The sequence below is a fragment of the Amycolatopsis sp. N2S4-7 genome (assembly GCF_058119595.1).
Genome location: NZ_CP172299.1, coordinates 10,341,634 through 10,364,787, shown reverse-complemented (window position 1 = coordinate 10,364,787; position 23,154 = coordinate 10,341,634). Strand labels below are relative to the sequence as shown.

The following is a 23,154-nucleotide window of genomic DNA, read 5'->3' as shown; positions in this document are numbered from 1 at the left end:
TCAGCGGAGGACCTCCGGCGCCAGGTACTGCTGGATGTCCCGGTGACGGAATTGGTAGAAGGGACCGACGGACCGCAGCAAGCCGAAGCGGTGCAGGCGATCGAGGAACTTCACCAACCGGAACGGCAGGATCCTTCCGCGGCGCAGTTGCCACGCCGTCAGCCAGAAGCCGAGCAGGGCCCTGCTGCGCAACACTCCGACCCAAGCGCCGGTCACGCAGCCGGCGGCCAGTCCCGCGATCGCCGCCCGGATACCGGAAATCCCGCAGAGGATCGCGAGCCCGGCCGCGAGGGGAGCACCCCCGAGGACCATCCGGAGCACCATGAGGACGATCTCCGACCGGTGACTCGCGACGGGCGTCGTGATCCGCGGCCGGGGAGCCACGTCAGCCGCTCCCGACACCGCGCGGAGGGAACAGCCGGCGAAGAAGGCCACGGCGGCGATCACGCCGAGCACCGCGAAACCCTCGTGCGCCGTCAGGACCGCCGGGGGCCACCACGTCCCGGCCACCGCCTGCAGCAGTACTCCGGGGAGGAAGAGCAGGACAGCGAACGCGGCCTGCGCCAGCAATTCGAGCAACTCGTCCCTGAAGCCGGTCCCGCCGAGGTGGACGCCCCCGCCCGAGATCCCCGTGTCCACCGGCGGCATCAACCGCGGATCGGCGGCGTCGGGCAAGGCGTCCCGGCAATCCGACAGGGCCATCCACGTGCAAGTCACGGCCACGGGCGCACACAGCAGCCCCACCGCGACCCCCAGGGGGATCCCCACCGAACAAGCCGCCGCGAATCCCGCTGAGGTCGCGACCAGGATTCCCGCCCCGACCGACCCGCACTTCCACCATCGATCCGTCGTCCGATCGAACGCCACGTAGCCGACCAACCGCCACCAAGCGAAATCGACACCACCCGCGCCCACCCGCCGGGCCGCGTTCCACTGTTCCTCATGGGTGAGCCCTTTGTTCTTCTCGAATTCCAGGTATCCGGCCACGAAGCTCAGCCGGCGTCGGACGCAGGCAGGCGACCACTGGGTCCGCCGACCGAACAGCCGGTGCCGCGGCACCGTCCCGTTCGACGCGAGGACCGCCGGAACCAGCTGGTCCAGCAGATGACTGCGAAGCGCGTCCTCAGACGGGAATTCGCGCCGATCGAGCAGGTGAACCACGTCCTGGTCCGGGCCGCCCAGGGCCGCCCGGCCGACATAGGTGACCCGCAGCAGCCACAGGCCGAGCGCGGTCGACGCGACCTTCGCGAGCGCAGCCCCACGACCGGGACGAAGATCTTCGTCCCGGAGCACCCGGAGGAACTCCCGCCAGCGGGGACCGGGGTTGTCGGCCAGGCAACGCGCCAGGTAGTCCGCCGCACTCGCGCCCGTGACCGGATCCGGTTCGATCACCATGGCACCGGTCAACGGCCTGCCGTTCGCTTCGACCGCCGCCACGTACTCATCCGTCCGGCAGGTGACGACGAACCGGAACTTCCCGCCGGCCTCGTTGAGGCGATCCATGGCCGCCGACCGAGCCTGCTCCGGCAGTTCGTCGAGGCCGTCGATGATCGGCAGGACGTTACCGTCGGCGACCGCGACGGGATCTTCGACCGGCAGCCGCGCCAACTGCCGGCGAAGCCACTTCTCGAGGGGAGCCAGCGCCGGACGTCCCGAGCTCCCGGAGTCCCTTTCCCAGCTTGTGGCCGAGAGAAGCATCGGGATCGCCTCGCCTTCGGACCGCGCCCGCAGCATCCGATCGAGCAGGAGCACGGCCAACGTCGTCTTCCCGGCCCCGCCGCCGCCCAGCACCACGAGCCCCCGGCGGCGGCGGAGTTCGTCGGCCAGATCCTCCACCTCGTCGGCGGAAAACACCTTCGCCTCCGCTGCGGCGCGGTCGGTGTCGGGCAGAGCGCTGACGCTGCGGCGCCGACGGGAGACCCGCCAGTGCACCGGGATCGGTGCCGGATCCGCCAGAGACCTCCGCGAAGCTTCGATCTCCCACTGCCGCAGCACGACGCCGGCGAGCTTTTCGAGGTCGTCGGACACGGAGGCGGGGCGGGTCTTGGCTGGCAGTGCCGCGATCCCGCTGAAGAGCAGACCGACCAGTCCCACCGGAAGGGCGATCACGTTGGCGATCTCGGCACCGCGGGTGCCGCCGGCCAGCAACCAGGTCGTCCCGGCCACGAGCACGGCGGCGAAGCCGGCCAAACCGATCAGCCGGCGCGGTGCCGCAGCGACACGGATTCGTTTCACCACACCGGCTCCCGATTGTCGCGCCTGACCGCAAGTCAGTCGTTCGGGGCCGCGGTGGCGTTACCCTCGGGCCGCCACGGCGTTCGCGGCCTCCCTTCAGAGCCGCGAGACCTGGTAGTGCCCGATGAGCCACGCGTCGCCGTCGCGGTGGAGGACCACGCTCAGGTGGACCGGGATCGCCGGCCGGTCGGTGAAGGTGAACTCCACGCTCGCGTAGCCCAGCACCACGTCGTCGGCCAGGCGCCGGGTCTCGGCGATTTCGTACTTCGCCGTCAGGCCCGGCGGCTGGGCGGCGTAGTACTCCGCCACGCCGTCGCGGCCGACGCTGTACGGGTGCAGGCCCTGGAAGATCGCGTCCTCGGTGAAGGACTTCGCGACGCGGTCCGGGTCGTGGGCGTCGACGGCGGACTTCCATTCGTCCAGCACGGCCGTGAGGATTTCCCGTTCGGTGCTCATGACGGTCAGTGCCCCGCGCTCTGGCCGCCGTCGACGTGCAGGATCTCGCCGGTGACGAACGGGGCGCCTTCCAGGTACAGGACCGCGTCGACGATGTCGCTCGGGTCGCCGATGTGGCCGACCGGGTGCAGGCTCGCCAGCGCGGCGTGGGTTTCCTCCGGGTGCATGGGGGTGCGGATGATGCCGGGCGACACGGCGTTCACGCGGACCCCGCGCGTCGCGTACTCGATCGCCAGCGACTTCGTGGCGGAGTTGAGGCCGCCCTTGGTCAGCGCCGCCAGCGCCGCCGGGACCGCGCTGTTCGCGTGGTCGGTCAGGCTGGTCGTGACGTTGACGACGTGCCCGCCCTCGCCGTCGAGCATCGCGGCGATGGCGCGCCGGGTGACCTCGAAGAAGCCGCGCAGGTTGACGCCGGTGACCAGCTCGAAGTCGGCCGCCGTGTAGTCGGTGAACGGCTTCGCGACGAAGACGCCGGCGTTGTTGACCAGCGTGTCGACGCGGCCGAACTTCTCCAGTGCCTGCTCGATCACGCGGGCACCGACGGCCGGATCGGCGATGTCGCCGGCGACGGCCAGGATGCCGGCGTCACCCGACGGGGTGATGGACCGCGAATTCGCGACCACGGCGTAGCCGAGCTTGCGGTACGCCTCGACCAGCGCCGCGCCGATGCCCTGCGATGCCCCGGTGACCACCGCGACCTTCTGGGTCTTCATGATTGTGGACCTCCTTGGTTCGTCGTCCTGAGCCGATGGTGTGCCGGGGCGCGGGCCTTCGCCACGACCGGTTCGCTCTCACGTGGGAGGTGGCATCTCCCACCGCACTAAGCTGCAGGTATGGAGCTACGCCAGCTTCGGTACTTCGTGGCCGTCGCCACAGAGCTGAACTTCGGCCGTGCCGCGGAGCGGCTGCACATCGCCGGCCCGTCGCTGTCGCAGCAGATCAAGGCGCTGGAACGGGATCTCGGCGTCCGCCTCTTCGACCGGGACCGCCGGTCGGTGACGCTCACCGCGTGCGGCGAGGCCCTGCTGCCGCGGGTCGAGGCGCTGCTCGAGCAGGCGGACGAGCTGCGCCGGACGGCGGCGGGGATCGCCGCGCGCGAACCCGTGCGGCTGGGTTACGTCAACTGGCGCCCCGCCGACCTGGCCGAGCGCGTGGCGGGGGTGGCGCAGGTGCACGTCGACACGTGGGTGCTGCCGTCGCACGCCCAGGTGCGCCGGGTCGCCGACCGCAGCATCGACCTGGCGATCTGCTGGGTGCGCGCGGCCGACCTGGCCGAACACGACCTGGAGGCCCACCTGCTCGGCGCGGACCGGCTCTACGCCATCGGCCCGGGCACCGGCGAGGTGAAGGCACGGGACACCGTCGTCCTGGTCGACGCCGACACGGCCAGCTGGGCGTCCTGGAACGTCTTCGCCGAGGAGTTCGCCCGCACGACCGGAGCGCGGGTGGTGCGCACCCAGGACGGCGGCGTCACCGGCTCGGCGTTCTTCGACCACGTCCGACGGCTGCGGCGCCCGGTGCTCAACTCGCCGAAGGGCCAGACGACGCCGATCCCCCCGGACCTGGCGCACCGGCCGGTGGTGGACCCGTCGCCGTTCTGGACGTGGTCGCTGGTGGCCCGCCGGGACGAGACACGCGCCCCGGTGCGGGCCACCATCGCCGCCCTCAGCCGCGACGTCGGCTCACTCGGCCTCGACGCCGCGGCCGCGTGGCTGCCCGCCGACGACCCGCACACCTCCGTGCGGACGACGGCGACCTGAACTCAGGCCCGCACCGAAGCCCGGCCGGTGACGACCCCGAGCACGATCATCCCGATACCCAGGCCGAGGTGCAGCCAGTTGTCGGCCGTGTTGACCGGGACGAAGTTCGCGCTCGAGCCGTGGTCGATGACCAGGCCGTAGAGCCACAGCACGAGGTAGACCGCGCCGCCGCCGATGAGGAAGTTGCGCGCTCCGCCCGGGGTTCGGGCCAGGGCGAGGCCGGCGATGCCGAAGAGCAGGTGCACGATGTTGTGCAGGACCGAGACCATGAACACGCCGAGCAGCATGGCCATCGAGTCGTGTCCGGCGAAGGTGAGCTGGTCGTAGTCCGTCGTCAGGCCGGGGATGAACCCGGCGATGCCGACCAGCAGGAAGACGACCGCCACGACGGCGGCGGCGAGCTGGGCGGGCGTGCGGCGGGTGGTCGTGGCGCGGGTACTGGTCATGGGTGGGTTCCTTCGGGGTGAGTCAGCGGACGAAAGCGGAAGCCGCGCACAGCGCGGCCCACGCCGCGGCGAACGCCGCGACCTTCTTGCGCGCGGCCCGGTCGGGCAGGCCGGTGCCGAACACGAGGGCGTCCGCGGCGTCGGAGGCCACCCGGGCCGCGAGCGCGACCTGCAGCGGCCGCCCCGGCGGGGCGAACACCATCGCGAGCCCGATGGCCGCGTCTCGTGCGCCGATCCCGCCGACGAGCGTGCGGACGCCGGCGGTGACCTCGCCGTCCGGGGTGGTCAGGCCGCACGGCTTGGCCAGCACCCGGGGCGCGGCGATGATCGCGGCGCTGTAGGCGGCCGTCACGGCTCCGAGGACGCGGGTCATCGCCGGCATCGGGCACTTCCTTCGCATCGAACGGGACAGCGTGGGCCCCGTTTACCCCGCCGAAACGATGACAAACCGATGCGCGGATGCCGTCGGTGGAAAGCTGGGTCCATGACCACCGCACTCGTCGTCGGCGACCTCCAGCAGGGCATCACCGAACGCTTCGCGTTCACCCGCCAGGTCGTCCCGCCGTTGACCGGACTCCTGCCGCGGGCCCGCGCGGCCGGCGCGCTCGTGGTGTTCGTGCACACCGCCTTCCGCGTCAACCGCGCCGACCTGCCCCCCGGCAACCCGCTGTTCGACGCCTTCTTCGAAACCGGCGACGTCTTCCACGAGGGATCGCCGGGCATCCGGGTGGCCCTGCCGGTCGAGCCGGCGGACGTCGTCGTGCGCAAGCGCCGCGCGAGCGCCTTCGCCGGCACGGACCTCGACCTCGTGCTCCGGGCCCGCGGGGTGGACTCGCTGGCCGTCGCCGGCGTGGCCACGAGCGCGATGGTGGCCGCGACCTGTTACGACGCGGCCGATCGCGGCTACCGGGTCGCCGTGCTCGCCGACGGCTGCGCCGACGAAGACCCGGACGTGCACGAGTTCTTCGTGCGCAAGGTCTTCCCCGGCCGGGGCTTCGAGGTCACCTCGTGCGCCGGCTGGGCGTGATCCGGGCACAGGGCGGGAGAGACGTCGAACTCGGTCAGGAAGGGCACAGCACGGTCGTGACGGCACCCCGGCTCGGCAAGGTGCGGCAGATCATCCTGCTGTGCGCGCTGGCCGCCGGCGTCGTCGCCATGCACCACGTCGGTCTCGCCTCCGGCATGCCCGCCGCCCACCGGGAGCACCGCGGCGCAGGCGCCCGCGATGCCCACCGCCACCCCCGGGCACGAGAACGAGCACGATCCGGGGCTGCCGGGCGGGACGCACGACATCCTGCACCTCTGCCTGGCCGTGCTGGTCGCGGCCGGCGCGCTCCTGCTCGCCGTGGCCGCCTCCCTGGGTTTCTCCCGGCTCAGCCACGCTTTCCCCCGCCCGGCAGACCTCCGCGGCCCGCCGCGCCGGGGACGTCCGCCCGACCGGACCGGCCGAAGCATCCTCTGCTCTCTGTGTGTCCTGCGCACGTGATCGACCCGGCACGACCGCGGTTTTCGATCACCAGCCCACAGAGAAGGATTCGTCATGCGCCCTGGCCGCCGCCGTGCTCCTCGGCGCCTGTTGCGGCAACGGCTCCATGTCCGGGATGGACCACAGCGCCACTCCGGCCGCCGACGGCCACAACGCCGCCGACGTCACGTTCGCCCAGCAGATGATCCCCCACCACGGCCAGGCGCTCGACATGGCGGAACTCGTCCCGTCGCGCAGCACCGACCCGGAGGTCGCCGACCTCGCGAGCCGGATCGAAAAGGCCCAGGAGCCCGAGATCCGGCAGCTGCGGGACCGGCTGGCCACCTGGGGCGGCATGCCCGGCATGCCCGGCATGACGCACGAGCCGATGCCCGGCATGATGGCCGACGCCGACGCCAAGGCCCTCGCCCGGAAGATCGTCGACGCCCAGCAGGCGGAGATCACCGAGCTGCGCGGCCTGCTCTGAGGCGTGGTCGCCGGGGTGGCCTGCCGCCCCGGCGATCGCGCCGGCCGCGAGCGAGCCGGGCCACCTCCACCGAGCTGGAGGTGGCCCGGCCACGGCCGGACCGGGCTAGCCGGCCGAGCGCGAAGTGAACCTCCGCAGCCGCAGGCTGTTGCCCACCACGAACACCGAACTGAAGGCCATCGCCGCGCCCGCGATCATCGGGTTCAGCAACCCCGCCGCGGCCAGCGGCAGGGCCGCCAGGTTGTAGGCGAACGCCCAGAACAGGTTGCCCTTGATCGTCCGGAGCGTCCGGCGGGACAGCCGGATCGCGTCGGCCACCGCGCGCAGGTCGCCGCGCACGAGGGTGATGTCGCTCGCCTCGATCGCGACGTCGGTGCCCGTGCCCATCGCCAGCCCGAGGTCGGCCTGGGCCAGCGCCGGGGCGTCGTTCACGCCGTCGCCGACCATCGCGACGACCCGGCCCTCGTCCTGCAGCCGCTTCACGACGTCGAGCTTGTCGGCCGGCAGCACCTCGGCGATCACCTCGTCGATGCCGACCTCCGCCGCCACCGCCCGCGCGACGGCCGTGTGGTCGCCGGTCAGCAGCACCGGGGTCAGGCCCAGCTCGCGCAGCTGGGCGACCGCCTCGGCCGACGTCGGCTTGACCGTGTCGGCGACCAGCAGCACCCCGCGGGCCGCTCCGTCCCAGGCCACCGCCACCGCGGTGTGGCCCCGTTGTTCCGCCGCCGACTTCGCGGCCGCGAGCCCGTCCGGCAGCGGCTGGCTCCAGTCCGCCAGCAACGCCGTGCGCCCGGCCAGCACCGCGTGGCCGTCGACGACGCCCCGCACCCCGAGTCCTTCCACGTTCGCGAAGTCCTCGACCGCGGGCAGGTCGCCGACCCGGTCCCGGGCGCCCCGGGCGATCGCCGCGGCGATCGGGTGCTCGGACGCGTCCTCCAGGGCACCCGCCAGCCGCAGCAGTTCGGCCTCGTCGACGCCGTCGGCGACGTGCACGCCGGTGAGCGTCATCCGCCCGGCGGTCACGGTGCCGGTCTTGTCGAGCACGACCGTGTCGACGCGGCGGGTCGACTCCAGGACCTCCGGTCCCTTGATCAGCACCCCCAGCTGGGCGCCGCGGCCGGTGCCGACGAGCAGCGCCGTCGGCGTGGCCAGGCCGAGCGCGCACGGGCAGGCGATGATCAGCACCGCGACCGCCGCGGTGAACGCGGCCGCCGTGCCGACGCCGCTGCCGAGCCAGAACCCGAGCGTGGCGACCGCCAGCCCGATCACGATCGGCACGAACACCCCGGAGACGCGGTCGGCCAGGCGCTGGACCTCGGCCTTGCCGCTCTGGGCGTCCTCGACCAGCTTGGCCATCTGCGCCAGCTGGGTGTCGCCGCCGACGCGGGTGGCCCGCACGACCAGCCGGCCGCCGGCGTTGACGGTCGCGCCCGTGACGGTGTCGCCTTCGCCGACCTCGACCGGCACGGATTCGCCGGTGAGCATCGAGGCGTCGACCGCGGACCGGCCGTCCTCGACCACGCCGTCGGTGGCGATCTTCTCGCCCGGCCGCACGACGAACCGGTCCCCCACGGCCAGGTCGGCGGTCGGGATGCGGACCTCGGCGCCGTCGCGCAGAACCGCGACCTCCTTGGCGCCCAGCTCCAGCAAGGCCCGCAGGGCGGCCCCGGCGCGGCGCTTGGACCGCGCCTCGAAGTAGCGGCCGGCGAGGATGAACGTCGTGACGCCGGCGGCGACCTCGAGGTAGATGTTGCCCGCGCCGTCGGACGGCGCGATCGTCAGCTCGAACGGGTGCACCATGCCCGGCGTGCCCGCCGTGCCGAACAGCAGCGCCCACAGCGACCACGCGAACGCCGCGAGCACACCCATCGACACCAATGTGTCCATCGTGGCCGCGCCGTGGCGCAGGTTCGTCCACGCCGCCCGGTGGAACGGCCAGGCGCCCCAGGTGACGACCGGCGCCGCCAGCGTCAGCGAAATCCACTGCCAGTACGTGAACTGCAGCGCGGGCACCATGGCCAGCAGGATCACCGGCACCGCGAGCACCGCGCCGGTGACCAGGCGCTGCCGCAGCGGGCGCGTGGGGTCGTCGTCCTGCGCGCTCTCCTCGGGCTTCTCCGGCTGTGGCAGCGTCGCGCGGTAACCCGCGGCCTCGACCTGGGCGACGAGCGTGGCCGGGTCGACGCCCTCGGGCGCGTGCACCCGCGCCTTCTCCGTGGCGTAGTTGACCGACGCGGTGACGCCGTCGAGCTTGTTCAGCTTGCGCTCGACGCGGTTGGCGCACGAAGCGCAGGTCATGCCGCCGATCGCGAGTTCGATCTCGGTCACCGGTCCGCCGGTCGCGGCGGTGGTGCTGGTCATGATCGTCTCCGTTCGCGTTCAGTGGCCGTGCCCGGCGGCGGGCGCCGGTGCCGGTGCCGGTGCCGCGGGTGTCCCGGCGGTCGAGAGGGTGAACTCGGCCGTCCGCACGACGCCGCCGTGCCGGAAGTCGAGGAACAGCCGGTAGGTCCCCGCGCTGGGTACCTCGGCGGCGAACTTCACCTGCGGCCCGGCCGCGGTCTTCCCGTCGCCGGGTTCGCCCTCGGGGTGGACGTGCAGGTAGGCGAGGTCGCCGCCGCGCAGTGCGACCAGGTGACCGTACGCCCCGAGGTAGGGCTGCAGGTCGGTGACCGGGACGCCGTCGCGGCCGACGGTCAGCGTGAGCGGTGACGTCTTCCCCGCGGTCAGGTCGCCGTCGAGCTCGACGGTGTAGCCGTCGACGTGGGCGGTGCGGCTGGTCGCGTAGGTGGCCGGCTGGTAGTCCCCCGCGACGGAGAAGTCGGCGCCGAGGGTCAGCGGCTTGCCGCCCGTGGGCGCGAAGTCGGCGAACGCGCGGTAGGAGCCGGCGGCGGGCAGGGTGAGCGGGACGCTCCAGGTGCCGTCCGGCGCCAGGTCCGGGTGGACGTGCCGGAAGCCGGCGGTGTCCCGGCGCACCACGATCAGGTGCAGCTTCTTCTCGTGCTCGACGTCGTAGGCGGTGACGGGCCGGCCGTCCGGCCCGGTGATCGTGAACGAGAACCGGCCGGGTTCCGGGGTGGGGTCGGCGATGCTGAAGGTGTAGCCGTCCTTGCTCGTGGCGAGCCCGCCCGGCAGGTCGTCCGCCGCGGCCATGGCCGCGTGGTCCGGCATGGCGCCTTCGTGACCGGTGTTTTCGCCGGTCGCGGCGGACACCGGGCCGAAAGCGTCGCCGACGGCGAAGCCCCCGGCGGCGAGGAGGACGAGCGCTCCGCCGAACACGGCGAGCCGTGCAGTGGTGTTCATGGCACTTCCCTCGGTTCTGGTCGCCGGCGGCTCAGCCGGCGAGGGTGTACCCGGCTTCCTCGACGGCCGCGCGGACCCGCGCGTCGTCGATCGCCTGGTCGCTGGTGACGGTGACGGCCCCGGTGGGCAGGTCGACGGCGACGCCGGTGACGCCGTCGAGGGCGCCGACCTCTTCGCTGACCGAAGCCACGCAGTGCGAGCAGGTCATGCCGGTCACGGTGAACGTGGTCGTGGTCATGGTGGTCTCCTCCGTGTTCAGGGGTCGATCAGGACTTGACGAGCCGGGCGATGGCCGCGCTCGCTTCGGCGACCTTCGTGGCGGCGAGGTCACCGCCTTCCGCGGCCGCTTCGGCGACGCAGTGGCGCAGGTGATCGTCGAGCAGCCCCAGCGCGACGGCCTCCAGGGCCTTCGTCGCGGCCGAAACCTGCGTCAGCACGTCGATGCAGTACTTGTCGTCCTCGATCATCTTGGCGATACCGCGGACCTGTCCCTCGACCCGTCGCATGCGCTGCAGGAAGGCTTCCTTGTCGCCGCTGTATCCGTTCACACCCCTCACGGTACCCCTAGGGGGTATTGGTATCAAGTGACCTGCGTCTCCCGGCGCGGTGGCGGGCGAACAGCGCGACGCCGGCGATCTTGAGGACCACCAGCCCGAGGAGGACGTCGGCGGCCACGCTCGTCCAGCGCCAAGCCGCCAGGGCGGCGCCACCGGCCACGGCGTGCGCGGCGACGGCGAGCACCGCGGCCCCGGCGAGCGCGATCGTCGTGCCGCGGGACCGGCGGACGGCACGGGCGGGCGCGCCCCGCCAGCTCACCTCCAGCCCGTCGCGCCGGCCGAAGCGTTCGAGGTCCGCCGTGAGAATGCCTTGCAGCCGCGCCAACCGGTCCGCGTCGGCGGCCTCGACCCGGACCGTCAAGGTGTCCGATGTGGACCGGAGCACGCAGTGCCCCCAGCTGAACGTGATGCGTCCTTCGGTGTCGGTGTACTCGACGTCCACCACCTCCGGACGCGCGTGTCCGGCACCGCCGCCGTGCAGGTGCCGCGCCTTTCCGCCCATGGCCCCGGCGTGGCGGCACAGCTGCACGAGGAACCGCCCGGCTCGCGGGGTGCGGATCTCCGCTTCGGCGACCGGCACGGCTCAGCTCCTCGTCGAGGCGGCGAGCCACGCGCGGACGCCGTCCGGGTCGGTGGTGATCTCGATGGTGGCGGGCTCGATCGAGTCGACGCGCCAGCCGTCGGCGAAGGCGGCGGTGATCTCCGCCCGCGTCACGCGGTGCACCCAGGGCCAGTCGCCGGCCCGCTGGCGGTCGCTGAAGCAGAGGAGGAAACAGCGGCCACCGGGGTTCAGCACGGCCCGCACGCTCCGGACGTAGGCGGCGCGGCCCGCCGCGTCGAAGGCGTGGAACAGGCCGCAGTCGAGGACGGTGTCGAACGACTCCCCCAGTTCTCCCAGCTCGCGGGCGTCCTGACGGAGGAACCGCGCGGTCCGCCCTCGCTCGCGCGCCTTCTCCCCGGCCCGGCTCAGGGCCGCGGCCGCCAGGTCGACCCCCGTGGCGTCGAGCCCGAGCCCGGCGCACATCAGCACGTGTTCCCCGGTGCCGCACCCGGCGTCGAGGACGCGGCCCCGGATCGCGCCCGCGTCGGCGAGGGCGCGGAACACCCCCTGGGGCCGGCCGATGTCCCACGGTGGCGGGCTGCGGTACAGGTTGTCGGGGCCGCTTGGGCGGTGCGCATGCGGGGAAGTCGTCATCGGCCCAGTTTTATCGAGACACTCTGTCGCTGTCAATTCTCACTGTATTGACAACGCCGCTGTGTATGCTCAGCGTGTGCCGAAGCTGTGGAACGACACGATCGAGGCGCACCGGGAGGCGGTGCGCGAGGCGACCCTGGACGCCGCCGCGGCGCTGGTGGCCGAACACGGCCTGACCGGCGTGAAGATGGCGCAGATCGCCGCGAAGGCCGGCATCGGGCGGGCGACCCTGTACAAGTACTTCCCCGACGTCGAAGCGATCCTGTCCGCCTGGCACGAGCGCCGGATCCAGGGTCACCTGGCCCTGCTCGCCGAGATCCGCGACCGGGACGGCGACGCCGGCGAACGGCTCGAGAACGTGCTGAACGCCTACGCGGAGATCCAGTACGAGCGGGCGCAGCACCACCGGCGCGAACCCCACGGCACCGAACTGGCGGCGCTGCTGCACCCCGGCGAGCACGTCGCCGAGGCCCAGCAGCACCTCCACACGATGGTCCGAGACCTGCTCACCGAAGCCGCGAAGGCCGGCGCCGTCCGCGACGACGTGGCCGCCGGCGAACTGGCGAGCTACTGCCTCCACGCCCTGACCGCGGCCGGCGCCCTGCCGTCCCGCGCCGCCGCCCACCGGCTGGTGGCGGTGACCCTGACCGGCCTGCGACGCGCCTGACCGGGTTCCCGGGCGTCAGCGCACGACGGCGGCCGGGGCCTTCGCCGCGGGCACCGTGGCCATGGCGAGGAAGCCGCCGGCCAGGGCGACCCCGGCCGCCCCGAGGAACGCCGCCGAGAAGCCGCCGGTCACGGCGACCGCGTCGGCGTGGCGGCCGGCGCCGAACGACAGCCCGACCGCCGTCATCGCGGCCAGCCCCAGCGCGGAACCCCACCTGGTAGGCCGTGTTGACGATCCCGGCCGCCAGGCCGCCTTCCTCGGGCTTCGCACTGGAGATCGCCATGCCGAGCGACGGGATGAAGGCCAGGGCCTGACCGAGGGTGGCGACCAGCGAAGCGGGCAGGACGTCGACGACGAAGTTCCCGGTGGGACGGGCGAACGACAAAGGGCCGCGCCGCTCGCGAAGGCGCCGTAGCCGAGCACCTGCTGCAGGTACAGGTTGAGGAAGTACCACATCGGGATCCACGCGGCCCGAGCAGGAACTGGGCGAGGTTCGCGCCGCCGAGGCCCGGCGTGCGGAAGATGCCCAGCCGGACCAGCGGCACCCGCCGGACGCGCTGGACCGTCACGAACAGCGCGAGCAGGACCAGGCCGGCGGCGAGCGGCCCGAGCGTTCCGGCCGCGCCCCAGCCCACCTGCGGGGCCCGGACCACGGCGAACACCGTCACCGCGAGCCCGGCCGTCACGGTGGCGGCCCCCAGAACGTCGACCGACCCGCGCTGGGCCGGCAGCGACGGCATGAGCCGGCCCGTCGCCACGATCGCGGCCAGGGAAATCGGCACGTACAGCCAGAAGATCCACGGCCACGAGAGCCACTCCGTGATCACGCCGCCGAGGAACACCCCGGCGGTCCCCCCGGCCGGCGCGGCCGCGCCGTAGAGCGCGAGCGCCTTGGCCAGCTCGCGCGGCCGCGCCCCGAACAGCGTCATCAGCAGGGTGAGCGCGGACGGCGCGATGAGGGCCGCGCCCGCGCCTTGGAGCACCCGGCCCAGCAGCTCCACCGCGGCGGTGCCGGCGAGCGCGGCGACCACCGAGCCGCCGAGCGTGATCACCCAGCCCGCGGTGAAGAGCCGCCGAGCGTGATCACCCAGCCCGCGGTGAAGAGCCGCCGGGCGCCGAACAGGTCGGAGAGCCGCCCGCCGAGCAGCAGGAGCCCGCCGAGCGCGATGACGTAGGCGTTGAACACCCACGACAGGCCCCCGGGCGAGAACCCGAGATCCTCCTGCATTTCGGGGAGCGCGACCCCGATGATCGACGTGTCCATGATGACCACGAACTGGGCGAGCGCGATCAGCCCGAGAGCCCGCCACCGCTGCGAACCGGTGTCCGTCATGACTGCCCGTCCCTCCAGAAATTACCCCTAGGGGGTATCCGATGGGGCCGAGATCAGGCGTCGCGCGAGCCGACGCGCAACTACCCCCAGGGGGTATCTACGTCTCGTGCGTCACAGCGGCGGGCTCCGGGTCAGCCGCCCACGTGGATCCCGGGGCGGCGGGCCGGGTCCTTCTCGCTCTTGCGGATGATTTCGCGGACGACGGGCGCGGTGTCGCCGCGGCCGAGGATGAGGTAGCGGAACAGGTGCCCGAGGGGGTTGCCTTCCGACCACTCGAAGTGGCACTGGGGGCGGACGCCGGTCACGTCGCGCAGCGCGAGCAGGATCGCGGCGATCGCGTTCGGCGCGGCCGGGCTCTCCGCGCGCAGGATCCGGTGCCCGTCGACGTCGACGCCGCGGACCTGGAGCACGTTGCTGAACTCCGACGGGTCCACGACGTCGATCTCGAGGAAGAGGACGTCGGCCGCGCCGGGGACGGGGTTCATCGAGCGCTGTTCGGCTTCCTTGGCGGAGTACTCCGCGTCGTCCCCGCCCTGGCGCCGGTTGGCGATGATGTGCAGGGCACCGTCGTAGGCCAGCGAGTCGGCGACGAACCGGCGGGCCTCCTCGTCGAACTCGATGCGCTCGGCGCGCAGCTCCGTCGTCCGGGACACCCGGGAAACCAGGGAGACGACGATGATCCCGAGGATGAACAGCGCCGAGATGGCGATCCCGTCCGGCTTTTCGATGACGTTTTCGACGAGGGCGTACAGCAGGACCAGGGTGAGCACGACGAAGCCCGCCGCGGCGCCGCGCTGGCGCCGCCGGATCGCCGAGATGCTCACCGCGACCGCGCCGGAGACCATCATCGCCAGGATCCCGGTCGCGTAGGCGCCGGCCTGGGCGTTGACGTCGGCGCCGAACGCGACGGTGATGAGGATGCTGATCACCGTGTAGACGATCACGACCGGCCGCACGGCGCGGCCCCACTCCGGCGCCATGCCGTAGGAGGGCAGGTAGCGCGGGACGATGTTGATCAGCCCGGCCATCGCCGAGGCGCCGGCGAACCAGAGGATGAGGACGCTGCTGATGTCGTAGGCGGTCCCGAAGATCTCCCCCAGCTCGTGGTGGGCGAGGTAGGCCATGGCGCGGCCGTTGGCCTCGCCGCCTTCCTTGAACGCGTCGGCCGGGATGAGCACGGTGGTGATGAAGCTGGTCGCGATCAGGAACACGGACATGACGAGCGCGGCGGCCGTCAGCAGCTTCCGCGTGTTCCGGATCCGGGATTCCAGCCGCTCCTCGGCGGTTTCGCCCTTGGCGGCGACCAGCGGCATCATGCTGACGCCGGTTTCGAACCCGGAGAGCCCGAGCACCAGCAACGGGAACGCGATCACGGCCGGGCCGATCACGCCGGTGAACCCGCCACCGCCGGCCGTCAGGGCGTCGGTCCAGCGGGAGAGGTCCGCGGAGTCGCCGAACATGTCGATCCCGCCGGCGACCACGACCACGGCGTTGAGCACCAGGAAGACCGCGACGAGCGGGATGGCGACGCCGACGGCCTCGCTGAAGCCGAGCAGGAACACCCCGCCGAGGATCAGCAGCAGCACGACGGTGATGAGCACGGCGTGGCCGTGCAGGAAGCCCGGCAGGTACGGGTTTTCGAGCATGTGCACGGTGGCGTCCGCCGAGGACAGGGTGATCGTGATGATCCACGAGGTGGCGACGAACCCCAGCAGCGTGAGGACGAAGAGCTTGCCCCGCCAGAACGGCAGCAGGTTCTCGAGCATCGCGACCGAGCCTTGGCCGTGCGGGCTCTCGCGGGCCACGCGGCGGTACATCGGCAGCATGCCGAGCAGCGTGAGCGCGACGATCAGCAGGGTCGCCAGCGGCGACAGCGCCCCGGCGGCGAGCGCGGCGATGCCGGGGAGGTAGGAGAGGGTGGAGAAGTAGTCGACGCCCGTCAGGCACATGACCTTCCACCAGGCCTGCGGAGTGCCGTGGTCTTCACCCCCGGCGCGCCCGACCGGCGCGACCCGGTGTTCCAGCAGCCACCGGGCCAGTGCGTGCCCCGGTGGCTTCGGCGGTACCGGGCTCTCGACGCTCGCCGGCACGGTCACCTCGGGTGTAGCACCCATCGTTCGTTCCCTCTCGTCCCTGATCACTGCGGCCCCCAGGATGCCCGACCCGATCGGGGGCTTCGTCGGAGGCTCGCGGCAGGAGGAGCAGGTCGGGGGTCGATCCGGGCGAATCGGGCGCGCCTGGGGCGGGGTGCTCCGCGGAGGGTGGACCGGTTGGTCGCGGGGTTCCGGCGAGGTAGGAGGACGGCGGAACTCAGCGGCGGTGACCGGCCGGGGCGGGTTCCGGCCCACCGCGCGGCACGCCGACTGCGTAACTCGGCGGCGCGAATCCGGCCCGCCCGCGGCACACCGGCGCGCTCAGCGGTGGTGGCGCACCGGCCCCACTCGGAGGTCCGGTCCGTCCACGTCAGGCCGGGCGGGGTGACGGCGCACCGGCACCGAAACGCCGCGGCCACGCCGTCCGTCGAACTCGGCGCGCCGGCGGGTGTCGCGCAGCAGGTTGTAGGCCGCCACCACGGCGGCGAAGCGGGCGTCGTCGCCGCCGGGGGCGTCGGGGTGTTCCTCGCGGGCGCGGCGCCGGAAGGCGGCGGCGATTTCCCGGTCGGTCGCGGTGGCGGGTACTCCCAGCACCGCGTACGGGTCACCGCGGTCGTGCCCGGCCACGGCCCTCAGTCCTCTCCCGCCGGGCGGCCGCCGGAACGCGGGTGGGGCAGGACGGCCAGCCGAGCGAGGGCGTCGGCGACACTGGGCCGGATCGGCAGGACCTCGTCCAGCCCCAGGATCGTCAGCGGGCGCACGACCGCCCGCTGGTCGGCGACGATCGCGAACGGCACCCCGCTGACGTGGGCTTCGGACGCCGCCACGAGCAGCTCCGTGATGCCACCCGCGCCGCAGAACCCCACCCCGGTGAGGTCGAGGATCAGCGCCCGCGGCGCGAGGTCGATTTCTTCGGCCAGCCGGCTCCTGAGCCGGCCGAGGACCGCCAGGTCGATTTCACCCCCGACGGTCACGACGGCGGCCTCCGCCGTGGCGGTCACCCCCACGGTCAGGACGGAGGGAACGCTCACCCGGGAGCGGGAAACGGTGATCTGATCAAGCACACAGGCCTCCTCGAAGCGAGGTGGACGGCTGCTCGGCTGAACCGCGACGCCTTCACCGTACGCCCGTACGCGCCCGTGGCAAGCCGGACCTCCCGCAGCCCGCCACCCGGGTGGGTGACCTTGCCGCGACGGGTTCGGGCGCGGCCGCTCGGCCATGGGCGAACTCGCGCAGGGATCCGTGTGCTGCGACCGCCACCCGGGTGGGAATCCCGGCCATTTCAGCCCGGGCGGCTGACCCCAGCGCGGCCGATCCCGGCTCAGCCCATCGGCCCTCGCCGAGCTCGCGCAACGGATCGGTGTGCCCCGGCGGCCACCCGGACCGGTGCCCCCAGCGCCGCCCCTCAGCCCTCGGCGAGCTCGCGCAGCGGATCCGTGTGCCGCGGCCGCCAATCCAGCTCCCGCTGCGCCTTCGCCGGGGTGAACTGCTGGTCCAGCGCGAAGGCGTCGGCGATCGGGCCCATCTCGGCGCGCGCCTGCTCGAGCGTGATCGACGTCGTCTTCCCCTCCAGGCCCGCGGCTTGCGCGCACGCCTCGGCCACCTGCCTGGCCGTCGGGTCGACCCCGCTCACGCCCACGTAGACCGACCCCGGCTCGGCGGACAGGGCGGCCGCGTACAGCGCGGCGAGGTTGTCGACGTGGATCAGCGCCCAGTGGTTGCTCCCCTCGCCGATGCAGGGGATCGCGCCCGCCTTCTTGCCGGGCTGGACGAAGAACGCGTCGATCAGGCGGTTCTCCCCGCCGTAGAGCAGGCCGGGCCGCACGATCACCGGGCGGCCCGCCGCCGCCAGGACGGCGTCCTCCACCGGCTTGCGCCAGGCCACCACCGCCGGCGGGTTCCACGGCGCGGTCTCGTCCCGCACTCCCCCGGTGTCGCCGTACACCCAGGTCCCGCCCGTGTGCACGTAGGTTCCGCCGCCGACGCCGGTCTGCATCGCCGTCGCCGCCGCGAGGTCTTCGTCCCCCGTGGTGGCCTGCGCGAGGTGGATCACCGCCTCCGCCCGGGCCGCGGCCCGGCCGAGCACCGTCAGGTCGGTGAGACCGCCGCGGACCGCGGTGGCGCCGGCCGCCACGACGGCCGCTTCGGCGCGTTCGCTGCGCGCCAGCGCCTCCACGGCGTGCCCCCGCTTCACCAGTTCGGCGATCGTGGCCCGGCCGATGTAGCCGGAACCCCCGGTCAGAAAGACCTTCATGACAAACTCCCTTGCCCGCTGCGGATTACCCAACCACCCTCCCTCCGGCCGAGGGCTTCCGTCCAAGACCTCTTCCGTCGCCGCGTGATACCCGCCGGGCATCACGCGGCGCGTGTCCCGGCGGCGACGAAGATCGGGATGGCGACGAACAGCCGGTCTTCGCGCGCCCGGGCGGCCTGCTCGTCGAGCCAGGCACCTTCGCCCAGGTCGGCGAGCACCGGCAGGACCGAGGCGTCGGTCCACACGATGGTGTGGACTTCGACGGTGACGTCGGTGAAGCCGTGGTCCAGCAGGAGGTTCCGGTACCGGCGGGCGATCCGCGGGTGGGGCACGCGGCCGGCGCGGGCGTGGACGAGCTCGCGGACGGCTGCGGGCTCGGCGGAGTCGATCACGATGGTGTCCCAGTCCTGGCCGGCGAGCACCGCGCGGCCGTTCCGGGCGAGGACCCGGCGGGCTTCGGCGACGGCCCGCTCGGGCTCGGCGAGCGCGTGCAGGACCTTGTCGGCGCGGTAGCCGGTGACCGAGCCGTCGTCGAGGGGCAGCGCGGTCGCGTCGGCGACGAGGAACTCCCCCGCGGGCCAGCGTCGCGCGGCCGCTTCGATCATGACGGGGTTGAGGTCGACGCCCTGGGCGCGCACCCCGCGGGCGGCCAGCTCGCCGACGGCGCGCCCGCCACCGCAGCCGACGTCGACGACCGTGTCGCCCAGCCCTTCGTAGGTGCGTTTCCGCAGGTCACGAGACTGCGGCAGGTCGTCAAAGGCGTCGAGGAGAGCGAGCAACGTGGACATGGCCGTCATTCTGCGACTTAATGTCGACATGAAGTCAATCGGCGAGGTGGCGGCCCGGTTCGGGCTGCCGACCCACGTGCTGCGGTACTGGGAGGCGGAAGGCCTGCTGGCCCCGGCCCGCACGGGCGGCCGCCGCCGCTACACCGACGCGGACCTGCACCGGGTGGCGGCGATCCTGATCTCGAAGGAGGCGGGCTTCGAACTCGCGGACATCCGCACGATGCTGGCCGCGCGCTCCGCGGCGGCCCGCCGGACGGCGACGGCCCGCCAGCGGGAGAGGCTGCGGGACCGGATCGCCCGGGCCCAGGCCGCGCTCGACCTGCTCGAGGGCGACTGCCCGCACGACGACATCATGACCTGCCCGCACTTCCAGGACCTCCTGGCCGAACGGCTGCGCCACGCTCCCGCCGGGTGACCCGGCGTCCACCCATGACGTGCCCGCACTGCCCCGGGGTGACCCGGCGTCCACTTCGGACCACACCGTCGGGTCCCGGCGGAGGAACGGGGGAAGAAACCCGCCCACCCTCGAAGGCGGCCTTCCGGGGCACAATCGAGGCATGCACCCGACCGGTCGGCCCCAGGAGCTCGGAGACTTCCTCAAGGCGCGCCGCGCCCGGCTGAACCCGCACGACGTCGGCCTGCCGGACCCCGGCACGCGCCGCCGCGTTGCCGGGCTGCGGCGGGAAGAGGTGGCCCAGCTCGCCGCGATCAGCGTCGACTACCTGACGCGGCTCGAGCAAGGGCGGGTGCGGGCCTCGTCGGCCGTGCTCGCCACCCTTTCCCGGGCCCTCCGGCTGAGCGAGGACGAGCAGTCCTATGTGTACGAACTGGCGGGCAAGCCCTTCCGGCGCCCGCGGCGCCGCGCCGCGGAAAAGGTGCGGCCCGCCATGAAACGGCTGCTGGACCAGCTGGCGGAAACGCCCGCGCTGGTGCTCGGCCACCGCATGGACATCGTCGCGTGGAACGACGCGGCCGCGGCGCTGTTCACCGATTTCGCGCGCTACCCGGCGAACCGCCGCAACTACGTTCACCTGCTCTTCGCGGACCCGCAGGTGCGCGCTCTCCACGTCGACTGGGAAGAAGCCGCGCGTACGGCGGTGGCCGCGCTGCACCTGGAGGCCGCGCGCGACCCCGACGCGCCGGAGCTGACGGACCTCGTCGGCGACCTCGCCGTCCACCACCCCGAATTCCGCACGTGGTGGGCCGCCCACCACGTGACCGCGGCCGGCTACGGGGTCAAGCGCTACCGCCACCCCGTCGTCGGCGAGCTCACGCTCGACTGCGACGTGTGGGAAAGCCCCGACGGCAGCGGGCAGCGCCTCATGGTCCTCACCGCCGAAGCGGGCTCACCGGCCCACGAAGCGCTGCGCATCCTGGCTTCGTGGGCCGCCGAACCCGCTTCCGGTGACCCGGCGCACCGGTCACCCTGATGCCGGTCACGCGGAAGCGGGTGGGACCGGCTCCGTGACCCGGTCCCACCCGTGCCGGCGTCGCTCCCGGGTCGTGTCGTGCCCGGGACGCGGTACCGGAGTGTGCAGCTCGCTCCGTGTTCCGGGCACGCTCACGTCCTCGACGCGACCGCCGGATGTCCGTGCCCCGGCCGGCTTCCGCACACACAACGGGAGGCCCGGGCACAGTGGATCAGTTGCCCTGGCTCGTGCCGCCGTCGGCGATGCCACCCGAAGCGCAGTTGTACGGGGACTCGCCGCTGGCCTCGTGCTCGCCCGGCGAGAGGATCGGCACGCCGATGCCGTTGAGCGAGTGGCGGATCGGCACCTGGACACCGAGCACGTTGACGTCGTTGTCGCACACGCCGAGCGTGCCGTTGACGTTGTGGAGCACGTCGGTGTTGTTCAGGTTGAGCAGGCCGAGCTGGCCCATGTGGTCGTAGCCACCGTGGTGGTGGTCGTGGCCGTCCGGGGTCCCGGCGGCGGCGACGCCACCGGCCAGGAACGCGCCGGCGGCCATGGCGGCCGTGACGAAACCGATCTTCTTCAGCATGATTCTCCTCGGTGATTGCGTCGGACGGGACGGCTGTGCATGGTGTGTTCTCCGTCCCGCGTGAGGAAAATTACTGAGGGACCTCGAACGGTGGCCACCTCGTTCCACCATCGAGTGGCCCCCGCAGGCCTCCGACCGCGCGAAGGTTGGCTCGATCGGGTCAGAATCCGAAAAGGACCGGCGCACGCGAACCGGGTCCGGTTCTTTTCGCCGAACCGGTGACGACACGCGGAAAACGGGTCGCACTTCACCGGATCGAGGGACTCCGTAACGCGATCGCGGTGCTCGTGCTGCCTTCGCCCGCCCTGCCGTGCTTGGGTATTCCCGGCTGATGGTTCGGCCGGGGCCCGTGCCGCGGCACGCCGGCCGGTGTTCGAGGAAGGAAAACTGCGGTGCGAACGTCCAAGGCAGCGTTGGCGGTGGCCGTCTCGGTCCTGGCGGTGGCCACCGCGCCGGCCGCGGCGACCACGCCCGATCCGCTGGCGCCCTACCTGGACCAGAAGATCACCTGGGGCGCCTGCCCCTTCGCCAAGAAGAAGACCCAGGCGCACCCTTCGCAGTGCGCGCGGATCACCGTCCCGCGGGACTGGTCGGCCTCGGCCGCCGGCACCGACCTGCAGGTGGCGATCAGCCGCGCGCCGGCCACCGGAGCCCGGCGCGGCGCGATCCTGGTGAACCCCGGCGGCCCCGGCGGCCAGGGCACCTCGCTCGCCGGCGCGCTGGCCGGCCTGGAGCCGGCGGTGAACGAGCACTACGACTTCGTGGGCATGGACCCGCGCGGCACCGGCCAGGAAGGCGGCGACGACCCGGGGTTCGTCTGCCGGGTGCCGATCGGGCGCCTGCCGCAGGACGACGTCCTCGACGCCCGCGACCGTTCGCCCCGCAGCATCGCGCTGCACCAGCGGACGCCGCGAGCGGTGGCCGAGGCCTGCCAGAGCGACGCGCTCGCGCCGTTCATCACCACCTGGCAGACCACCCACGACATGGACCTCATCCGCGCGCTGCTGGGCGACGAGAAGCTGAACTACCTCGGCTACTCCTACGGAACCTGGCTCGGCGCGAAGTACGCGTCCCTGTTCCCCGACCGCGCCGGCCGGATGGTCCTCGACTCCAGCGTGAACTTCGAGGGGCGCCTGCAGGCCGCGTTCGAGGCGTTCCCGGCGATCGACCAGCGGCACTTCGACCGCGTCTACGCGCCCTGGCTGGCGCGCCGGTTCCCCGAGCAGCTGGGCAAGACCGCCGCGGAGGTCCGGAAGACGCGGGAGCGGCTGCGCGCCTACTTCGGGGAGCAGGGGGTGCCGCCGGACGCCTTCGACCACATCTTCGTCGGCAACGGCAGCACCCGGCAGTGGATGATCGGCGCGCTGGTCATGACCAAGGGCGCGGCGGCGCTCGCCGGCACGGCCGCACCGCCGCCCCCCGCCGCGCTGAAGGACGACCTCGACCGCGCCGCACGCGCGGTGTTCGGCCGCCCGGCGGCCGAGCTGACCGCGGCGGACGTGGTGGCCGAGCCGCCGGAACCGGACTACGCCGACGTACCCGGTACCCGGCTGGCCGTGGCGTGCGGCGACCAGCCGGCCCGGGCGGCGAACTGGTACAAGCTGCTCAGCGACCTGCAGGGGCCGACGTACCCGCTGTTCGGCTGGGCGTACGGCCTGAGCGAACCGTGCGGCTACTGGTCGGAGCTCCCCCGGCACCCGCTGCCGACGCTCCCGGCGAGGGCCGCGAAGAACGTCCTCGTCGTCCAGGGCGAGTTCGATCCGCAGACCGGTTACGAACAGGCGGAGGCCGCGGCGAGGGCCGCCGGCATCCCGATGATCTCGGTGGCGGATTCGCCGTTCCACGGCCAGTACGCGGTCAGCGGCAATTCCTGTGTGGACGAACTGGTGACGGGCTACTTCCTCGGGAGCGCCCGCCCCGCGGCCACCATCTGCCCCGGCGTCCCCCTGCCCGGCGAGAAGACGGTCTTCCCGGTGCGGGGGCCCGCGGGCGAGGCGACGGAGCTGTCGCTCCCGGCACCGCGGGACGCGCATTCGGGCGCACGGCAACGGCTCCAGGACTCCATCAGCGCGCTCAACCGCCGGAACTGAGGGCTGAACCGGGCGTCGGTGACGCCC

At 73.0% G+C, this 23,154-nt stretch carries 25 protein-coding genes and 1 pseudogene; 8 read left to right on the top strand and 18 right to left on the bottom strand.

Annotation, left to right across the window (positions count from 1 at the left end; translation table 11 throughout):
* The 3 genes from ACH54P_RS48970 to ACH54P_RS48960 form a co-directional block, all read right to left on the bottom strand.
* The gene (locus ACH54P_RS48970; protein WP_489910172.1) at positions 1 to 2,238 is read right to left on the bottom strand and encodes a hypothetical protein; all 2,238 of its coding nucleotides are present in this window, start codon (positions 2,236 to 2,238) and stop codon (positions 1 to 3) included.
* Positions 2,239 to 2,331: 93 nt separating this feature from the next.
* On the bottom strand, positions 2,332 to 2,691 hold the full coding sequence (locus tag ACH54P_RS48965) for a YybH family protein (RefSeq protein WP_489910171.1): 360 nt from the start codon (positions 2,689 to 2,691) through the stop codon (positions 2,332 to 2,334).
* Positions 2,692 to 2,696: 5 nt separating this feature from the next.
* Positions 2,697 to 3,404 (bottom strand): SDR family NAD(P)-dependent oxidoreductase, encoded by a 708-nt coding sequence (locus ACH54P_RS48960; RefSeq protein WP_489910170.1) that lies wholly within the window; start codon positions 3,402 to 3,404, stop codon positions 2,697 to 2,699.
* 120 nt (positions 3,405 to 3,524) lie between these two features.
* Between ACH54P_RS48960 and ACH54P_RS48955 the strand changes: the two genes are divergently transcribed.
* Positions 3,525 to 4,451 carry a LysR family transcriptional regulator gene (locus tag ACH54P_RS48955; RefSeq protein WP_489910169.1) on the top strand — a complete coding sequence of 309 codons (927 nt, stop codon included), beginning with the start codon at positions 3,525 to 3,527 and terminating at the stop codon, positions 4,449 to 4,451.
* Positions 4,452 to 4,453: 2 nt separating this feature from the next.
* Here ACH54P_RS48955 and ACH54P_RS48950 read toward each other — a convergent pair whose 3' ends face one another.
* Entirely contained in the window at positions 4,454 to 4,897 is a 444-nt protein-coding gene (locus ACH54P_RS48950; protein WP_489910168.1) for a DUF4383 domain-containing protein, read from the bottom strand.
* Between the two features lie 22 nt (positions 4,898 to 4,919).
* The gene (locus ACH54P_RS48945; protein ID WP_489910167.1) at positions 4,920 to 5,279 is read right to left on the bottom strand and encodes a hypothetical protein; all 360 of its coding nucleotides are present in this window, start codon (positions 5,277 to 5,279) and stop codon (positions 4,920 to 4,922) included.
* Positions 5,280 to 5,381: 102 nt separating this feature from the next.
* Here ACH54P_RS48945 and ACH54P_RS48940 point away from each other — a divergent pair, with 102 nt between their 5' ends.
* From ACH54P_RS48940 to ACH54P_RS48930, 3 genes are all read left to right on the top strand, one after another.
* Positions 5,382 to 5,924 (top strand): cysteine hydrolase family protein, encoded by a 543-nt coding sequence (locus ACH54P_RS48940; RefSeq protein ID WP_489910166.1) that lies wholly within the window; start codon positions 5,382 to 5,384, stop codon positions 5,922 to 5,924.
* Between the two features lie 198 nt (positions 5,925 to 6,122).
* Positions 6,123 to 6,383: a hypothetical protein gene (locus tag ACH54P_RS48935; protein WP_489910165.1), complete on the top strand. Its 261-nt coding sequence runs from the start codon at positions 6,123 to 6,125 to the stop codon at positions 6,381 to 6,383.
* Positions 6,384 to 6,489: 106 nt separating this feature from the next.
* On the top strand, positions 6,490 to 6,849 hold the full coding sequence (locus ACH54P_RS48930; protein WP_489910164.1) for a DUF305 domain-containing protein: 360 nt from the start codon (positions 6,490 to 6,492) through the stop codon (positions 6,847 to 6,849).
* A 105-nt stretch (positions 6,850 to 6,954) separates the two neighbouring features.
* Here ACH54P_RS48930 and ACH54P_RS48925 read toward each other — a convergent pair whose 3' ends face one another.
* Genes ACH54P_RS48925 through ACH54P_RS48900 form a run of 6 tightly spaced genes read right to left on the bottom strand, consistent with a single transcriptional unit; the run spans position 6,955 to position 11,901 of the window.
* Positions 6,955 to 9,210, bottom strand: a complete 2,256-nt coding sequence (locus ACH54P_RS48925; RefSeq protein ID WP_489910163.1) for a heavy metal translocating P-type ATPase — start codon at positions 9,208 to 9,210, stop codon at positions 6,955 to 6,957.
* An 18-nt stretch (positions 9,211 to 9,228) separates the two neighbouring features.
* A complete protein-coding gene (locus tag ACH54P_RS48920) occupies positions 9,229 to 10,149 on the bottom strand; it encodes a DUF8832 domain-containing protein (RefSeq protein WP_489910162.1) in 921 nt (306 codons plus the stop codon).
* 31 nt (positions 10,150 to 10,180) lie between these two features.
* Positions 10,181 to 10,387: a heavy-metal-associated domain-containing protein gene (locus ACH54P_RS48915; RefSeq protein ID WP_489910161.1), complete on the bottom strand. Its 207-nt coding sequence runs from the start codon at positions 10,385 to 10,387 to the stop codon at positions 10,181 to 10,183.
* Between the two features lie 28 nt (positions 10,388 to 10,415).
* Positions 10,416 to 10,697 carry a metal-sensitive transcriptional regulator gene (locus tag ACH54P_RS48910; RefSeq protein ID WP_489910160.1) on the bottom strand — a complete coding sequence of 94 codons (282 nt, stop codon included), beginning with the start codon at positions 10,695 to 10,697 and terminating at the stop codon, positions 10,416 to 10,418.
* A 16-nt stretch (positions 10,698 to 10,713) separates the two neighbouring features.
* Positions 10,714 to 11,286 (bottom strand): DUF2218 domain-containing protein, encoded by a 573-nt coding sequence (locus ACH54P_RS48905; RefSeq protein WP_489910159.1) that lies wholly within the window; start codon positions 11,284 to 11,286, stop codon positions 10,714 to 10,716.
* A gap of 3 nt (positions 11,287 to 11,289) precedes the next feature.
* The gene (locus tag ACH54P_RS48900) at positions 11,290 to 11,901 is read right to left on the bottom strand and encodes a class I SAM-dependent methyltransferase (protein WP_489910158.1); all 612 of its coding nucleotides are present in this window, start codon (positions 11,899 to 11,901) and stop codon (positions 11,290 to 11,292) included.
* A gap of 76 nt (positions 11,902 to 11,977) precedes the next feature.
* Between ACH54P_RS48900 and ACH54P_RS48895 the strand changes: the two genes are divergently transcribed.
* A complete protein-coding gene (locus tag ACH54P_RS48895) occupies positions 11,978 to 12,568 on the top strand; it encodes a TetR/AcrR family transcriptional regulator (RefSeq protein ID WP_489910157.1) in 591 nt (196 codons plus the stop codon).
* Between the two features lie 15 nt (positions 12,569 to 12,583).
* Here ACH54P_RS48895 and ACH54P_RS48890 read toward each other — a convergent pair.
* From ACH54P_RS48890 to ACH54P_RS48865, 6 genes and pseudogenes are all read right to left on the bottom strand, one after another.
* Positions 12,584 to 13,901 (bottom strand): annotated as a pseudogene (locus ACH54P_RS48890) (MFS transporter).
* A gap of 131 nt (positions 13,902 to 14,032) precedes the next feature.
* A complete protein-coding gene (locus ACH54P_RS48885; protein ID WP_489910156.1) occupies positions 14,033 to 16,015 on the bottom strand; it encodes an APC family permease in 1,983 nt (660 codons plus the stop codon).
* Between the two features lie 300 nt (positions 16,016 to 16,315).
* Positions 16,316 to 16,621, bottom strand: coding sequence for a DnaJ domain-containing protein (locus ACH54P_RS48880; protein ID WP_489910155.1), 306 nt, complete (start codon positions 16,619 to 16,621; stop codon positions 16,316 to 16,318).
* 5 nt (positions 16,622 to 16,626) lie between these two features.
* Positions 16,627 to 17,058: an STAS domain-containing protein gene (locus ACH54P_RS48875; protein WP_489910154.1), complete on the bottom strand. Its 432-nt coding sequence runs from the start codon at positions 17,056 to 17,058 to the stop codon at positions 16,627 to 16,629.
* A gap of 341 nt (positions 17,059 to 17,399) precedes the next feature.
* Complete coding sequence (locus ACH54P_RS48870) at positions 17,400 to 18,248, bottom strand: NAD-dependent epimerase/dehydratase family protein (protein WP_489910153.1); 849 nt, start codon at positions 18,246 to 18,248, stop codon at positions 17,400 to 17,402.
* Between the two features lie 101 nt (positions 18,249 to 18,349).
* Positions 18,350 to 19,036, bottom strand: coding sequence for a methyltransferase domain-containing protein (locus tag ACH54P_RS48865; protein WP_489910152.1), 687 nt, complete (start codon positions 19,034 to 19,036; stop codon positions 18,350 to 18,352).
* A 28-nt stretch (positions 19,037 to 19,064) separates the two neighbouring features.
* Here ACH54P_RS48865 and ACH54P_RS48860 point away from each other — a divergent pair, with 28 nt between their 5' ends.
* Both ACH54P_RS48860 and ACH54P_RS48855 read left to right on the top strand, forming a co-directional pair.
* Positions 19,065 to 19,451: a MerR family transcriptional regulator gene (locus tag ACH54P_RS48860; RefSeq protein WP_489910151.1), complete on the top strand. Its 387-nt coding sequence runs from the start codon at positions 19,065 to 19,067 to the stop codon at positions 19,449 to 19,451.
* 142 nt (positions 19,452 to 19,593) lie between these two features.
* Positions 19,594 to 20,466: a helix-turn-helix domain-containing protein gene (locus ACH54P_RS48855; RefSeq protein WP_489910150.1), complete on the top strand. Its 873-nt coding sequence runs from the start codon at positions 19,594 to 19,596 to the stop codon at positions 20,464 to 20,466.
* A 211-nt stretch (positions 20,467 to 20,677) separates the two neighbouring features.
* On the opposite strand, the gene ACH54P_RS48850 is transcribed toward ACH54P_RS48855, so the two are convergent.
* Positions 20,678 to 21,037, bottom strand: a complete 360-nt coding sequence (locus tag ACH54P_RS48850; protein ID WP_489910149.1) for a hypothetical protein — start codon at positions 21,035 to 21,037, stop codon at positions 20,678 to 20,680.
* A gap of 392 nt (positions 21,038 to 21,429) precedes the next feature.
* Here ACH54P_RS48850 and ACH54P_RS48845 point away from each other — a divergent pair, with 392 nt between their 5' ends.
* On the top strand, positions 21,430 to 23,127 hold the full coding sequence (locus ACH54P_RS48845) for an alpha/beta fold hydrolase (protein ID WP_489910148.1): 1,698 nt from the start codon (positions 21,430 to 21,432) through the stop codon (positions 23,125 to 23,127).
* Positions 23,128 to 23,154 lie beyond the last annotated feature (27 nt).